This is a genomic window from Mesorhizobium sp. M8A.F.Ca.ET.165.01.1.1 (genome assembly GCF_004792065.1).
Lineage (GTDB): Bacteria > Pseudomonadota > Alphaproteobacteria > Rhizobiales > Rhizobiaceae > Mesorhizobium.
Genome location: NZ_SRTH01000003.1, coordinates 456,624 through 471,515, shown reverse-complemented (window position 1 = coordinate 471,515; position 14,892 = coordinate 456,624). Strand labels below are relative to the sequence as shown.

General features: G+C 62.5%; 13 protein-coding genes. 3 read left to right on the top strand and 10 right to left on the bottom strand.

All coding sequences use genetic code 11. The features are described 5' to 3' along the window. Positions 1–39: 39 nt before the first annotated feature. The 4 genes from EN808_RS11570 to EN808_RS11555 all read right to left on the bottom strand — a co-directional run bounded on the left by EN808_RS11570 (position 40) and on the right by EN808_RS11555 (position 5,156). On the bottom strand, positions 40–1,845 hold the full coding sequence (locus EN808_RS11570) for an ABC transporter ATP-binding protein (RefSeq protein ID WP_135915823.1): 1,806 nt from the start codon (positions 1,843–1,845) through the stop codon (positions 40–42). Positions 1,846–2,227: 382 nt separating this feature from the next. After that, positions 2,228–2,644 (bottom strand): GNAT family N-acetyltransferase, encoded by a 417-nt coding sequence (locus EN808_RS11565; RefSeq protein ID WP_135915822.1) that lies wholly within the window; start codon positions 2,642–2,644, stop codon positions 2,228–2,230. Positions 2,645–2,698: 54 nt separating this feature from the next. Next, positions 2,699–4,375 carry an NAD+ synthase gene (locus EN808_RS11560; RefSeq protein WP_135915821.1) on the bottom strand — a complete coding sequence of 559 codons (1,677 nt, stop codon included), beginning with the start codon at positions 4,373–4,375 and terminating at the stop codon, positions 2,699–2,701. A 64-nt stretch (positions 4,376–4,439) separates the two neighbouring features. Further along, a complete protein-coding gene (locus EN808_RS11555) occupies positions 4,440–5,156 on the bottom strand; it encodes a DNA-3-methyladenine glycosylase I (RefSeq protein WP_135915820.1) in 717 nt (238 codons plus the stop codon). A gap of 88 nt (positions 5,157–5,244) precedes the next feature. On the opposite strand from EN808_RS11555, the gene EN808_RS11550 reads away from it, so the two are divergent. Continuing rightward, complete coding sequence (locus tag EN808_RS11550; RefSeq protein WP_127872581.1) at positions 5,245–5,805, top strand: DUF1003 domain-containing protein; 561 nt, start codon at positions 5,245–5,247, stop codon at positions 5,803–5,805. Beyond that, positions 5,802–6,389, top strand: a complete 588-nt coding sequence (locus EN808_RS11545; RefSeq protein ID WP_135915819.1) for a DedA family protein — start codon at positions 5,802–5,804, stop codon at positions 6,387–6,389. Before EN808_RS11550 ends, EN808_RS11545 begins: the two co-directional genes overlap by 4 nt. A gap of 4 nt (positions 6,390–6,393) precedes the next feature. Here EN808_RS11545 and EN808_RS11540 read toward each other — a convergent pair whose 3' ends face one another. From EN808_RS11540 to EN808_RS11530, 3 genes are all read right to left on the bottom strand, one after another. After that, complete coding sequence (locus EN808_RS11540; protein ID WP_135915818.1) at positions 6,394–6,981, bottom strand: hemerythrin domain-containing protein; 588 nt, start codon at positions 6,979–6,981, stop codon at positions 6,394–6,396. Between the two features lie 40 nt (positions 6,982–7,021). Then, positions 7,022–7,381, bottom strand: a complete 360-nt coding sequence (locus EN808_RS11535) for a diacylglycerol kinase (RefSeq protein WP_127278686.1) — start codon at positions 7,379–7,381, stop codon at positions 7,022–7,024. A 78-nt stretch (positions 7,382–7,459) separates the two neighbouring features. Next, positions 7,460–7,876 (bottom strand): GFA family protein, encoded by a 417-nt coding sequence (locus tag EN808_RS11530; protein WP_127278687.1) that lies wholly within the window; start codon positions 7,874–7,876, stop codon positions 7,460–7,462. Between the two features lie 413 nt (positions 7,877–8,289). On the opposite strand from EN808_RS11530, the gene EN808_RS11525 reads away from it, so the two are divergent. Beyond that, positions 8,290–9,360, top strand: coding sequence for a diguanylate cyclase (locus tag EN808_RS11525; protein WP_127872584.1), 1,071 nt, complete (start codon positions 8,290–8,292; stop codon positions 9,358–9,360). A gap of 118 nt (positions 9,361–9,478) precedes the next feature. On the opposite strand, the gene EN808_RS11520 is transcribed toward EN808_RS11525, so the two are convergent. From EN808_RS11520 to EN808_RS11510, 3 genes are all read right to left on the bottom strand, one after another. Continuing rightward, entirely contained in the window at positions 9,479–10,852 is a 1,374-nt protein-coding gene (locus EN808_RS11520) for a 3-deoxy-7-phosphoheptulonate synthase class II (protein ID WP_127872585.1), read from the bottom strand. 159 nt (positions 10,853–11,011) lie between these two features. After that, entirely contained in the window at positions 11,012–14,509 is a 3,498-nt protein-coding gene (mfd, locus tag EN808_RS11515; RefSeq protein ID WP_135915817.1) for a transcription-repair coupling factor, read from the bottom strand. Positions 14,510–14,596: 87 nt separating this feature from the next. Next, entirely contained in the window at positions 14,597–14,884 is a 288-nt protein-coding gene (locus tag EN808_RS11510; RefSeq protein ID WP_135864415.1) for a succinate dehydrogenase assembly factor 2, read from the bottom strand. Between the last annotated feature and the right edge of the window lie 8 nt (positions 14,885–14,892).

Here is a 14,892-nt window from a genome sequence, read left to right as displayed (position 1 = left end):
TGGAGATGGCCTCCAGCCTAAGCCGGAGGCCATCTCGGGTCAGACCATGAGGCCCTTGGTCAGTTCCAGCGCCTGGCGCTCGAACAGGCGGCGGTAGATGCCGCCCTTCAGGCGGATCAACTCGTCATGCGAGCCCTCCTCGACGATCTTGCCGCGATCGAACACCAGCAGCCTGTCGAGCGCCCTCACCGTCGAAAGCCGGTGCGCGATGACCAGCGTCGTGCGGCCGACCATCAGCCGTTCCATCGCCTGCTGGATCAGCACCTCCGATTCCGAATCGAGGCTCGATGTCGCCTCGTCCAGGATCAGGATGCGCGCGTCGGCCAGGAAAGCACGGGCGATAGCCACGCGCTGACGCTCGCCGCCCGACAGTTTCACGCCACGCTCGCCGACCAGCGTGCCATAGCCTTTCGGCAGGTTGGCGATGAAATCGTGCGCGCTCGCCAGTCTCGCGGCATGCTCGATCTCCTCTTGGCTGGCGCTTGGCCTGCTATAGGCGATGTTTTCGGCCAGCGAACGGTGGAACAGGATCGGTTCCTGCTGGACGATGGCGATCTGGCCGCGCAGCGACGCCTGGGCGACCTGCGAGATATCCTGGCCGTCGATCGCGATCGTTCCCGCGTTCACGTCATAAAGCCGCTGGATGAGCTTGACGAAGGTGGTCTTGCCCGAGCCCGAGTGACCGACGAGCCCGACACGTTCACCCGGTGCGATATCCACCGAAAAGTCGCGATAGAGCGGCGACCGGTGATTGCCGTAGTGAAAGGTGACGTTGTCGAAGGCGATGTGGCCCTGCGTGATGGCAATCGGTCCGGCGCCAGGCCGATCTTCAATGCCGAGCGGTTCGGACTGGAAATCGACCAGTTCCTCCATGTCGTTGATCGAACGCTGCAAATTGCGGATATGCGTGCCGATATCGCGCAAATAGCCTTGCAGCACGAAGAACGAGGTCAGCACAAAGGCGACATCGCCGGCGCTCGCCTGCCCCCACGACCACAGCATCAGCGCCAGGCCGATCACCGCAGCCCGCATGACCAGCAGCAGCGCTCCTTGCGTGGTGCCGTTAATGGTGCCGCGCACCCAGGTGCGCCGTGTGCGCGCACGCCATTTGGCGACCACCCTGGCGAGGCGGCGCTCCTCGCGCTCCTCGGCGCCAAAGCCCTTGACCACGGCGTTGCAACTCACCGCGTCGGCCAGCGAGCCACCCAGCCGCGTATCCCAGGTGTTGGCAAGTCTTGCCGCCGGCGCCACATAGCCAAGCGACAGCATCGCCGTCACCATGATGAACAGCACGGAGCCAGCCGCGACCACCGCGCCCATCAGCGGCCAGAACCAGCCGAGCAGCAGCGTCGAGCCTAGGAGCATGACGACGGACGGCAGCAGCGCGATCAGGATAGTGTCGTTGAGCAGGTCGAGCGCCCACATGCCCCGCGTCACCTTGCGCACGGTCGAGCCGGCAAACGAGTTGGCATGCCAGTCGGTGGAAAAGCGCTGGACGCGATGGAAAGCGTCCGCCGCGATGTCGGCCATCATCTTCAGAGTCAATTCGACGATCGCCATGAAGGCAAGGTTGCGCAGCACGACGCCGGTGAGCGCCAGCGCCATCAGAATCAGGAATGCCGTCATCGCGGCATTCCAGGCAATCGCGTCCGCGCCGGCGCTGCTGGCGACGGCATCGACCAGCCGGCCGGAATAGAGCGGTGTCAGCACGTCGGCCAGCGTCGACAGCAGGAAACCGCCCATGATCAGCGAAAGCCGCCAGGGCTGGCGCCGCCAATGGATGAGCGTGAACCCAAGAACACTGCGAAAGGCGCTGGCGCGCAAATCGATCTTAAAACGAGCCATGATGTCATTCGGGCGCAAACGAGCCCGATCCCAGTAAGGTCGAAAATTGATAAACCGCGCCGGGCAATTGCCCATGAATGCGGAGGTTCGGCTATGGTTGGTCGCCCGCCCAATGGGCGGCGACCGGCAGCGGCAAATGCCTTTTCTGCGTCCGGAATGGTTCCGATAGTTCGGAACACCGGCTCAGACCTAGGCTTCGCGGCCTCGCATAACGATGTCAAATCCTAGCATTCGGTCCTCCCTGAAGGGAATCGCGGAGAGGTCGTTATAGGGACGCTTCGATCGTTCGCCAAGGCAAGCCATGGCCAAAAGCAGTGCTGGACCAGCCGATGAGGCGATTTTGCAACAGTCGCGACCGGTGCCTGTCGTCGTAGCGCGTTGCTTACCCGGCAGATGCCGCACGATCGAGGCGCATGTATCGTCCATCCGTCGATGCCTTGAAGCCCAGTCTTTCATAGACCCCATGCGCGTCGCTGGTCGACAGGCTCCAGTGCGAGACGGTGCTGAGTTCAGGATGGTCGATGAGTGCCCGCACCAGCCGCAAGCCGATGCCTTGCCCGCGATGTTCGGGCCAGATGATGATGTCGGCGAGATAGGCGAATACCGTGCGGTCGGTGATCGCCCGGCCGAAACCGACCTGCTTGCCGGCGATGTAAGCGGCGGCGCAGAACGAGTTGGCAAAGGCTCGGTGATGAAACGCATCGCTGCGTCCAGCTCCCCAGTTGCTCGCCATCAAAAGGTCGGAGGTCGCGCGGAAATCGATGCGTGACAGGTCGAAGCTGATCTCACAATCCGGCATGATGGCACTCTCGCCGCGGTATCGCGCACTCTCGCTCAGCAGGCGAAAGGACGCCTATCCACGATCCCTAAAACGGTTGGTGATGGGATAGCGGCGGTCGCGGCCAAAATTCTTCCTAGTGATCTTTACACCCGGTGCCGCCTGCCGGCGCTTGTATTCGGCGATGTAGAGCAGATGTTCGATGCGTGTCACCGTCGCCCGGTCATGACCGCGCGCGACGATGTCGTCGACGCCCATCTCGTTCTCGACCAGGCATTCCAGAATATCGTCCAGCACCGGATAGGGCGGCAGCGAATCCTGGTCGGTCTGGTTCTCACGCAATTCGGCCGACGGCGCCTTGTCGATGATGTTCTTCGGGATCACCTCGCCCGAAGGCCCGAGCGCGCCCGGCGGCACATGGCTGTTGCGCCAGCGCGACAGCGCATAGACCTGCATCTTGTAGAGGTCCTTGATCGGATTGAAGCCACCGTTCATGTCGCCATAGAGCGTGGCGTAGCCGACCGACATCTCACTCTTGTTGCCTGTGGTGACGACCATCGAGCCGAACTTGTTGGAGATCGCCATCAGGATGGTGCCGCGCGCGCGGCTCTGCAAATTCTCCTCGGTGATGCCTTCCTTGGTGCCTTCGAACAACTGCGTCAGCGTGTGCAAAAATCCTTCGACCGGCTCGAAGATCGGCACGATGTCATACCGGCAGCCAAGTGCACGGGCGCAGTCCTCGGCATCCTTGAGCGAGTCCTTCGAGGTGTAGCGGTAAGGCATCATGACGGCGCGCAGCCGCTCCTCGCCGAGCGCGTCGACCGCAAGGGCCGCACAGATCGCCGAATCGATGCCGCCGGACAGGCCGAGCACCACATTCTTGAAGCCGTTCTTGTTGACGTAGTCGCGCAAGCCAAGCATGCAGGCGCGGTAGTCGGCCTCCTCCTTGTCCGGGATTTTCGACATCGGTCCTTCCGAGCAGACCCAGCCATTGTCCGCACGTTTCCAGGTGGTGACGTCGACCGCGTCCTCGAACTGGCTCATCTGGAAGGCGAGCGTCTTGTCCGCACCGATGGCGAAGGAGGCGCCGTCGAAGATCAGCTCGTCCTGGCCGCCGAGCTGGTTGGCATAGATCATCGGCAAGCCGCATTCGATGACTTGCTTGATGACGACCTGGTGGCGAACGTCGATCTTGGCGCGATAATAGGGCGAGCCGTTCGGCACCAGCAGGATTTCCGCGCCGCTTTCGGCCAGCGTCTCGCAGATGCCGACCTCGCCCCAGATGTCTTCGCAGATCGGGACGCCGATGCGCACGCCACGGAAGTTGACCGGCCCCTGGATCTCGGGCCCGGCCTGGAAAACGCGCTTCTCGTCGAACTCGCCGTAATTGGGCAGGTCGAGCTTGTAGCGTTCGGCGATGATCTTGCCGCCATCGGCGAAGACGATGGAATTATGCGTGCCGCTCTTGCGCTTCAGCGGCGTGCCGATGATGACGCCCGGACCACCGTCCGCAGTATCCCTGGCAAAGTCCTCGGCCGCCCGCTCGCATGCCCTGAGGAAGGCCGGCTTCAGCACCAGGTCCTCCGGCGGATAGCCGGCGAGGAAAAGCTCGGTGTAGAGCACGAGATCGGCGCCCTGGCGGGCAGCATCCGCCCTCGCCTCTCGCGCCTTGGCAAGATTGCCGGCGACATCGCCGACCGTCGGGTTGAGCTGGGCAATGGCGATACGCAGTATGTCGAGTTTTTTGGTCATGCCTGCTGACTTAGCGCGGCGGAATTCGCCCCGCAATGGCGTTCGCTTGGACCAATTCAGACCGTCAATCGTCGCCCATATACTCGCGCAGCGATTGCGGCGAATGGTTCTCTCCGATCGACATCGCCAGGATGCGCGAAATGTGCCGGCGCGGCAGGCCCGTCTCCTTCACCCATCGATTGATCTGGGCCTGGATCCTGTCGAGATCCTTTTTCGATGTCGGGTTCTCGGCGATGTCGAGGCCCGCGTCGCGAAGGGCGGCGGCCATATCGGCCGAAATGACGAAAGCGTCCCAGCCCATCCAGCGCAGGAAATACTGGCCGGTGTTGCCGCCGAGCCGGCTGCCATGCTTGCCGAGATAGGCCATCAGCCCGACCTGGTCGTCGGCGGGCCAGTCGGCGAGGAACTGGCCGAAACCACGATGCTCCCTGGACACGCGCTCGACGAAGGCGGCGTTGTCGCGAACGGATTTGATCTTCTGCGGATTGCGCACGATGCGTTGATCCGAAGCCAGGTCGTGCCAGAAATCGTCAGGCTGGAACAGCAACCGCTTGGGTTCGAAGCGCAGGAACGCCTCTTCGAATCCAGGCCATTTCTGCTCGATGACCCGCCAGACGAAACCGGCTGCGAAGACGCGCTCGGCCATCGTCGAGAGGATACGGTCATCGGTGATGTCGGCCACCGCCGCATTGTCGGGCATCGGCCCCAACAGGGAGGTCAGTTCCGCCTCGCCGCCCTTGCGATTTGCCGCGCGAGCGCGAATTTTCTTGAAGTCGGCCATCGGTCCCTCTCGGTTCGCCTCAATCTAGCACTTCCCGCCTGGGCCGGCAGCCTCTACCTCTAGCGCAGCAAAGCGCTTGGAGACAGCCATGAACAAGACGATCGACGATCTGGCGAACCGCTGGCTGAAGCGTAAGCCGGATGGACTGAGCCAGCTGGAAAGCCGGGTGCTGCAAAGCACCATCGAGCGTACCACCATCACCAGGGACACCAACAAGGCCGTCGCCTTCCATCAGACCTTTGGCGACCGCCTTGCCGATACGATTGCCCGCATCGGCGGCTCCTGGTCCTTCATCCTGACCTTCATCGCCTTCCTGGTCGTCTGGACATCAGGCAATGTCTGGCTGTTGTCACGCGATGCGTTCGACCCCTACCCCTTCATCTTCCTCAACCTCGTGCTGTCGATGATCGCCGCCCTGCAGGCGCCGGTGATCATGATGGCGCAGAACCGCCAGACCGAACGCGACCGCATCGATGCCGCCCACGACTACGAGGTCAATCTGAAGGCCGAGATCGAGATCATGGCGCTGCATGAGAAACTGGACGAGCTGCGCCACAGCCAGATCATCGGCATGCGCGACGAGATCGTGCGGCTGGCGGAAGTGGTCAAGCGGATCGATGAAAGACTGTCACAGCAGTCGGCGTCATGACCGAGGCGATCCACCATTTCATCGAACAATACGGGTTGCTGGCTGTTTTTCTCGGCTGCGTGGCCGAAGGCGAAAGTGCCGCGATCCTGGGTGGCTTCTTCGCCCACCAGCATGTTTTCGTGCTGTGGCATGCCGTTGCCGCGGCGGCGCTGGGCGCCTTCGCGGGCGACACCTTCTTCTTCATCCTCGGCAGGAGTTTCGCCGATAATCGCCATGTCGTCAGGCTGCGCCGACGACCCGGCTTTCGCCGCGCCTACCGCCTGCTCAACACCCACCCCAACATATTTGTGCTGTCGAACCGCTACGTTTACGGCATGCGCCTGGTCGGCGGCATCGCGGCCGGCCTTTCGACCATAGCGGCGCCCCGCTTCGTCATCCTCAACGCCATCTCATCGGTGATCTGGGCAGTGCTGTTCAGCACGATCGGCTATGTCTTCGGATTGGGAGCCGAACAGTTGATCGGCCAGGCGCTGATGCGCCACGAGCGGCTGTTCGTCGGGCTTGGCATCGGCCTTGCCGTGGCCGTGCTTGCCTGGCTTGCCGCCCGCCACATCGCCAAGCGGGAGCGCGCCAAGGAGGTTTGACCGGTTAGTCGATGCCGAGCGCCCGATCACCCCGATCGAGAATGAGCGGGATGATCAGGTCCTCCTCATCGGCGAGATGCCGGGTCAGCATCGCGATCAGCCGGCTGTTTTCGTCGGCATAGGCATCGGCGGCGAAGCGCTGCTTGTCCTCACTCTCCTGAAGTGTGCGGATGAAGGCATTCGCCGCGTCGGCGTTGCGCTCCAGTCCTTCGTGGATCGTGTGGTGATCGGCATCGAGAATGTCGAAGCCGCGTTTCAGACGGGGCTCCGCCTTGGCGAAGGCCGGGAAATACTGGTAGTCCTCGACATTGTGGTGCCCATCGAGATCCCCGAGAAAATGGTTGAGGCGCGGTGCGAACCAGCGCGCGAAATCGGGAGCCGCCAGTCTGCCTTCGCGATAGTTGCCAATGCCGCCGGTGAGCATGCCGCCGAGTTCGCGGAACATGTCGTGCCGCTGCAGCCACATATTGGCCATGCCGTGAATGTTGGCGTGACCCTGCCAGTTCTCGCGCGGATACTTTTCGGCCAGCCAGCGCAGGTCTTCCGGCAGGCCCAGACGTTCGAGAAGCGAGGAATTCGTGACCTCTGCCATGACGGTCTCCTTTGGTGACTGTCATATAGGGATCAAAGTCTCAGATCGGCACCCCCGTTATGCGCTCGATCAGGGCAATGCCCCAGACGCCGCCAGCGATCACGACCGAAATCAGCACCGCCAGCGAGCCACAATCCTTGGCCAGCTGGATGTCGACATTGAACTCGCGGCTGAACGCGTCGCATGCCGCCTCGATGCCGGTGTTCAGAACCTCGACCATGATCAGCAGCAGCACCGCGCCGATCAGCAAGGCATAACCACGCCAGGAGACCGAAATGAACCATCCGGCCGGCAAGGCGAGCGCCAGCAGCATCAGCTCCTGCTGAAATGCCTTCTCATGAGCGGCCAGCTTGCGAAATGCCCGCACCGAATTGATAAAAGCATCGATCAGCCGTTGCATGCCAAGGCCCCTCTCGGAATCACCGGCCCGGGATAAAGCAATGCTCCGATCAATGGAATAAGGCGGATCGTCCAAATTTCATTCGGCGACCGGTATGGATGGCGTCGACTTTTCAAACTGCGGCAGCCCGTCGTCTATCGAATAATAGTCGCCCTTGTCCCCGACGAAGATATGACATTCGCCCTTGAGCGCGGTCGGCTTGTCGAACGATCCCGCCATGACCGAAATATAGTCCTGATCCATTGCCTTCCAGAACAGCACCGATCCGCATGCCTTGCAGAAGCCGCGCCTGGCGAAAGCGGACGCTTCATACCAGGTGATGCTTTCCGTCCCTTCAATCGAGATGTCGGTATCGGCGACATTGGTCGCGGCATAAAAATGCCCGCTCTGTTTACGGCATTGCGAACAATGGCAGTAGACAACGCCACGCAGCGCCCCGCTTGTCCGGAAGCGGACCGCTCCGCACAGGCATGATCCCTGGTGGTTGTTGCTCATTTCGGCACTCCTCGAAGAAACCTCGTCTCCAGCATCCTTGTCAGGATTCCAGCTTCGCGGTGGTTACGCGCAAGCAAATACGACATCGATTGGCGCGGCGAATTCGAAATTCAGTTTCAATTGCGGCAACACACCGCGGAGTTTCGCATTCAAGACCACCGAACAGCGGGTTGTCCCGGGATGGTTGTGCAAAAATTCATGCGATTACAGCCACAGGTAGAGAAAACCTGTGGAAGTCGGGCGGATTAAGGAAACTTTAGCGCCGACGCAACTATGATCCTCCCAAGCGAAGGGCGCAGGTGGGGACGCGCCTCTTCGCAAGATGTTCTGGCGCACCGGGTAGCGCTCCCCAGGTCGGTGATCAATGGACCCGCGAATTCTGGCCGGGATCCGAGGGGAAGAGTGAATCAGACATGCAGCCGGCAGCAGCCTCGACCGAACGAAGCACCGATATCGCAACCACCGTTGTCGCCACCATGCGCCAGCTTGGCGTCCTCGGTCTGCCACGCAACTATGAGATTTTCTATGAGGCCTTGAGCGGCACCAACCGCGAACTCAGCCTCGCCGTCGTATCGCTGAGCAACCGGCCGACGCAGGACGAGCTGGATCAGATCGGACGCACCTTCTTCGCCCATAACCATGGCCCCGGCATCGTCGAGCATGCCAGGGACGTCATCGCCCGCGAGCTCGAAGAGGTCGCGTCGCTCCTGCGCAGCGAACGCAGCCACATTGAAAAATACGGCAGAATCCTCGATGAGACATCGAGCGGCCTGACCAACCGCAGCCTGCTCTCCCAGGATCTTCTGCAAAAAATCGCCAATGCAATGACCATCGCGACCAATTCGACGATCGATCACGGCCGGCAGATCGCCTCGACGCTGAGCGACAAGACGGCCGAACTCGAGAGCGTCAAGTCGAAGCTCGAGGAATACAAGCGGCTGGCCGACACGGATCCGTTGACCCAGATCTGGAATCGCCGCGCCTTCGACAAGGAAATCACCAGGATCTACAACAGCAACAAGGGTATCCTGTTCAATGCCCTGGTGCTTGTCGACATCGATCGGTTCAAGGACATCAATGACCGCTACGGCCATCCCGTGGGCGACAAGATCATCCAGATCATCGCCGAGATTTTCCGGACCAGCATTCGCGGCGACATGTTCGTCGCCCGCACCGGCGGCGAGGAGTTCGCGCTGATCATCGAGGGCGCCAGCGAGGACGCGACCTACGAGATCGCGGAACGCATCCGCACGCTGATCGAGCAGACCCCCTTCACCAGCAGCCAGACCGGCATGAATTACGGCACCGTGACGGTATCGATGGGTATCTGCATGGCATCCGAGGCCGAAGGCCCCGAAGACCTCTACACCAAGGCGGATCGGGCGCTCTATCGCTCGAAAGTCAGTGGCCGCAACCGCGTCACCAGGCATTCGGCCATGGCCGGCCGCGCCGGCAAGAGCTGGCTGCTCTACAAGCAAGACTGAAGCCTGCGCTTTTCGCCGGCCGCGCCAGCACGGTCGGAGGCACAAACAAAAAAGCCGAAAATGGAAAAGGCGCCGGGTTTCCCAGGCGCCTTTTGCTTCATCGGTCCAATTGCCAGGCTCAGCCGTTCGCGACTTGCTTGTGCTGCACCGGATGGCTCTTCTTCAACAGATCCGAGACCAGGAAGGCCAGTTCGATCGCCTGGTCGGCATTGAGGCGCGGATCGCAATGGGTGTGGTAGCGGTCCTGCAACTCCTCGGCCGTGATGGCGCGCGCGCCACCGGTGCATTCGGTGACGTTCTTGCCGGTCATCTCGACATGGATGCCGCCCGGATGGGTACCTTCGGCGCGGTGCACCTCAAAGAAGGTCTGCACCTCCTTCAGGATGCGATCGAAGGGCCGCGTCTTGTAGCCGGCGGCTTCGATGGTGTTGCCGTGCATCGGATCCGACGACCAGACCACGCTGCGGCCTTCCTTCTGCACCGCGCGCACCAGCTTCGGCAGATGGTCGGCAACCTTGTCGGAACCGAAGCGGGCGATCAGCGTCAGCCGCCCCGGCTCGTTCTCGGGGTTCAGCAGGTCGATCAGTTCCAGCAGGCCGTCCGGCGTCAGCGACGGACCGCATTTCAGCCCGAGCGGATTCTTGATGCCGCGGCAATATTCGACATGCGCATGGTCGGGCTGGCGCGTGCGGTCGCCGATCCAGATCATGTGGCCCGACGTGGCGTACCAGTCGCCGGAGGTCGAATCGACACGGGTCAGCGCTTCCTCGTAGCCGAGCAGCAGCGCCTCGTGGCTGGTGTAGAAGTCGGTTTCGCGCAGCGCGAAATTGGTTTCGGACGTAATGCCGACCGCGCGCATGAAATCCATCGTCTCGGTGATGCGGTTGGCGAGCGACTCGTATTTCTCGCCTTGCGGGCTGTCGGAGACGAAGCCGAGCATCCAGCGATGCACGTTCTCAAGGCTGGCATAGCCTCCCTGCGCAAAGGCACGCAGAAGGTTGAGCGTCGCCGCCGACTGGCGGTATGCCATTTCCTGGCGGGCAGGATCAGGGATGCGGGACTTGGCGTCGAATTCGATGCCGTTGATAATGTCGCCACGATAGCTCGGCAGCGTCACCTCGCCCTTGGTCTCGTTGTCGGACGAGCGCGGCTTGGCGAACTGGCCGGCGACGCGGCCGACCTTCACCACCGGCTGCGCGCCGGCGAAGGTCAGCACGACCGACATTTGCAGGAAGACGCGGAAGAAGTCGCGGATGTTGTCCGCGCCATGTTCGGCAAAACTCTCGGCGCAGTCGCCGCCCTGGAGCAGGAAGGCCTCACCTGCGGCGACGGTAGCCAATTGCTTCTTCAGCTTGCGCGCCTCGCCGGCAAAGACCAGCGGCGGAAAGGTGGCGAGTTGGGCTTCCGTGTTCTTCAGCGCGGCAAGGTCCGGATAGGCGGGAACCTGCTTGATCGGCTTTGCTCTCCACGAATTCGGCGACCATTTCGTCATCGCTGCACCCAACGCTCTTTCCGGCGAACACCCTTGCCCGCCATTTCCAGCCCCTAGATGGGGTGGCGGCTCCATACACGAAGCCGATTTCCTATTCTAGACCGGAATTTCGATGCTGGCGAATGGCTTGACGCCCCCAGGACGGCCCGAAAGCCGGGATCAGGCCGCCTTCTCCGCCAACTTCGCCAATTGCGTCATGACCACAGCCGAGCCCGCCAGGCGCTTTTCGGCATTCGGCCAATCACGCGCGAAGACCACGCTATGGTCCGGCCTGATCTTGGCCAGCGAACCCTGCTCGCCAATATACTTGACCAGTCCGACGGGATTGGGGAATTCGCGCTTGCGGAAATGGATGACGACACCTTTCGGCCCGGCGTCGAGCTTCTCGACATTGGCCTTGCGGCAGAGCGCCTTGATGAAGACGATCTTCAAGAGATGCTTCACCTCGTCCGGCAGCGGGCCGAAACGGTCGATCAACTCGGCGCCGAAGGCGTCGATTTCCTCGGTGGTTTCGAGATCGCCGAGACGGCGATAAAGCGCCAGCCTGAGCTGCAGGTCCGGCACGTAGCCTTCCGGGATCATCACCGCCGTACCGACGGCGATCTGCGGCGACCAGCCGCCATCCTGGACCTCGCCGGAATCCTTCACCTCGGCGACCGCCTCCTCCAGCATCTGCTGGTAGAGCTCGAAGCCGACCTCCTTGATGTGCCCGGACTGTTCTTCGCCCAGAAGATTGCCGGCGCCCCTGATGTCGAGATCATGGCTGGCGAGTTGGAAACCGGCGCCCAGCGTGTCGAGCGATTGCAGCACCTTCAGTCGGCGCTCGGCCGTGTCGGTCAGCTTGCGGTTGGCCGGCAGGGTGAACAGCGCATAGGCGCGCACCTTCGAGCGCCCGACGCGGCCGCGCAACTGGTAGAGCTGCGACAGGCCGAACATGTCGGCGCGATGGATGATCAGCGTGTTGGCGGTCGGGATGTCTAGGCCCGATTCGACGATGGTGGTCGACAGAAGCACGTCGTACTGCCCGTCATAGAAGGCGTTCATGATGTCATCGAGTTCGCCAGGCGGCATCTGCCCATGGGCCACCGCCACCTTCAGCTCGGAAACGGATTCCTTCAGGAAATCATGGATTTCAGCGAGATCGCTGATCCGCGGAACCACATAGAAGGAATGGCCACCGCGGTAGCGCTCGCGCAGCAGCGTCTCGCGGATGACCAGCGGATCGAAGGGCGAGATGAAGGTGCGCACCGCCATGCGGTCGACCGGCGGCGTGGCGATCAGCGACAGTTCGCGCACGCCGGTCAGGGCCAGTTGCAGAGTGCGCGGAATCGGCGTCGCCGACAACGTCAGGACGTGCACATCGCTCTTCAGGTCCTTCAGCCGTTCCTTGTGCTTGACGCCAAAATGCTGCTCCTCGTCGATGATCAGCAGGCCGAGATTCTTGAACGAGATCGACGACCCGAGCAGCGCGTGGGTGCCGACGACGATGTCGACCTGCCCCTCGGCCAGGGCTTTCTTCGTCTCGGCGAGTTCCTTGGCGCCGACCAGCCGCGAGGCCTGGGCGACACGGATGGGAAGCCCTGAGAAACGCTGCGAGAATGTCTTGAAGTGCTGGCGCGACAACAGCGTCGTGGGCACCACCACGGCGACCTGAAATCCTTCCAACGCAGCGATGAAGGCGGCGCGCAGCGCCACTTCGGTCTTGCCGAAGCCGACATCGCCGCAGATCAGCCGGTCCATCGGCTTGCCGGCGCCAAGGTCGTCGCGCACCGAGTCGATGGCCGTCTGCTGGTCGTCGGTTTCCTCGTAGGGGAAGCGGGCGGCAAACTCGTCATAGAGGCCTTCGGCCGGCACCAGCGCCGGCGCGGCGCGCATCTGCCGTTCGGCGGCGATGCGGATCAGCTGTCCGGCCATATCGAGCAGGCGCCGCTTCAGCTTGGCCTTGCGCGACTGCCAGGCGCCGCCGCCGAGCTTGTCCAGTGTTGCCTCGGCTGTGTCGGAGCCATAGCGCGACAAAAGCTCGATGTTTTCCACCGGCAGGAACAGCCGGTCGTCGCCGGCATAGTGGATTTCCAGGCAGTCGTGCGGCGCGCCGACCGCTTCGATGGTGCGCAGGCCGATGAAGCGGCCAATGCCGTGGTCGGCATGGACGACGATGTCGCCGGCCGACAGGGCCGAGGCTTCGGCGATGAAGTCGGACGCACGCTTCTTGCGCTTCGAGCGCCGGATCAGCCGATCGCCCAGAATGTCCTGTTCGGCGACAACGACCAGCTTGTCGGTCTCAAAGCCGGATTCCAGCGGCAACACGGCCAACGCAGCCTGTCCCGGCTCTAGCTGTTCAGCCTCGGCCAGCGTCTCGACCTGTTTGAGATTGCCGAGATGATGTTCGGCCAGGATCTGGCCAAGCCGGTCGAGCGAGCCTTCGGTCCAGCCGGCGATGACGACCCGGCGGCGCGCCGCGCGCTCGTCGGCTATGTGCCGGACGACGACATCAAAGACATTGACGTTCGGATCGGCACGTTCCTCGACGAAGCTGCGGCCATGCCGCGAGCCGGCGTGGAAGACTTTCTTACCCCCTACGTCGGGCGCATCGAACACGGTAAAGTCGATGTCCTCGCGCTCGCCAAGCGAAGACTTGAGATTCTCCGGCGAGAGGTAGAGCAGGTCCGGCGCAACCGGCTTGTAGGGCACCGCATCCTTGAGCGCACCGTCAGCCTGCTTTTTGCGCGCCTCGTAGTGGTCGAGGATCAGCGTATGACGTTCGGCAAGCGCCTCATGCGCCAGATGGTCGAAAACCACGGGTGCGTCAGGCAGGTAATCGAACACCGTCTCCAGCCGCTCATAGAAGAACGGCAGCCAATGCTCCATGCCCGCGAAGCGCCGCCCCTCGCTGACCGCTTCGTAGAGCCCGTCGTCACGCGATGGCGCGCCGAAGGCCTCGATATAGGCGCGGCGGAAGCGGCTGATGGTTTGAGGCGTCAGCGCCACTTCGCTCATCGCCTGCAGCGCCATCGATTTGCGCTGGCCGGTGGTGCGCTGCGTGGCGGCGTCGAAGACGCGGATCGATTCCAGCGTGTCGCCGAAGAAATCAAGTCGCAGCGCCTCGGTCCAGCCGGGCGCGAAGAGGTCGAGAATGCCGCCGCGCACCGCGAATTCGCCAATGCCTCGCACGGTCGGCACGCGTTCGAATCCCGACGTCTCCAGCCGCGCGATCAGCGCATTCATGTCGATCTGGTTGCCGGGTCTGGCGTGGAAGGTCTGCGCCTCGACAAGCTCCGCGGGCGGGATACGCTGCAGCAACGCATTGGCGGTTGTGAGAATGACGGCACGATGCGGTTTCTTCGCCAGCGCGATCATGGCGGTCAGCGCATCGAGGCGCTTGGCGGCGGCATCGGAACCCGGCGACACACGGTCGTATGGCAGGCAGTCCCAGGCAGGCAGCTCCAGCACGGGCAGGCCGGGTGCGACGAAGGACAGCGCCTCGATGATGGAAGGCAGGCGCTGGCCGTCGCGGGCCACGAACAGCACCGGCTTGTCGGGTGCGATCTCGAGCGCCGTCTGGACCAGCGCGAAGGCCTCGTATCCATCGGCGACACCGTCGACGATGAACTGGCCGGTGCGGCCCTTCGGCAAGCCAATGGTGGGAATGAGAGCCATCAAATCACGGTCTTGGTTGTCGCAATTCCCGTGGGAAAACCGCTTCGCACTTTTCCTGGAATTGCTTGTGTTCAGAAAGTCATGTGTTCAGAAAGTCATGGTCCGGCGGGACGCCAGGATTTTTTGCAGGACGGCACAGTCGATCTCCGCCGGCACCGGGCGTTCGCCAGTGACCAGCGGCAGGAATTCCGTGTCGGAAATGTCGAGGAGCCTCTCATATTGGTCGATTTCCTCGGCGGTCAAGGTGCCGATCTCGGCATCGGCGAAGGTGCCGAGGATGAGGTCCATCTCGCGCATGCCGCGATGCCAGGAGCGGAACAACAGCTTGCGGCGATGGGCGTCCAGACCCTCGCTTGATCGTTTCGTTCCGGTCATTGTGCCGC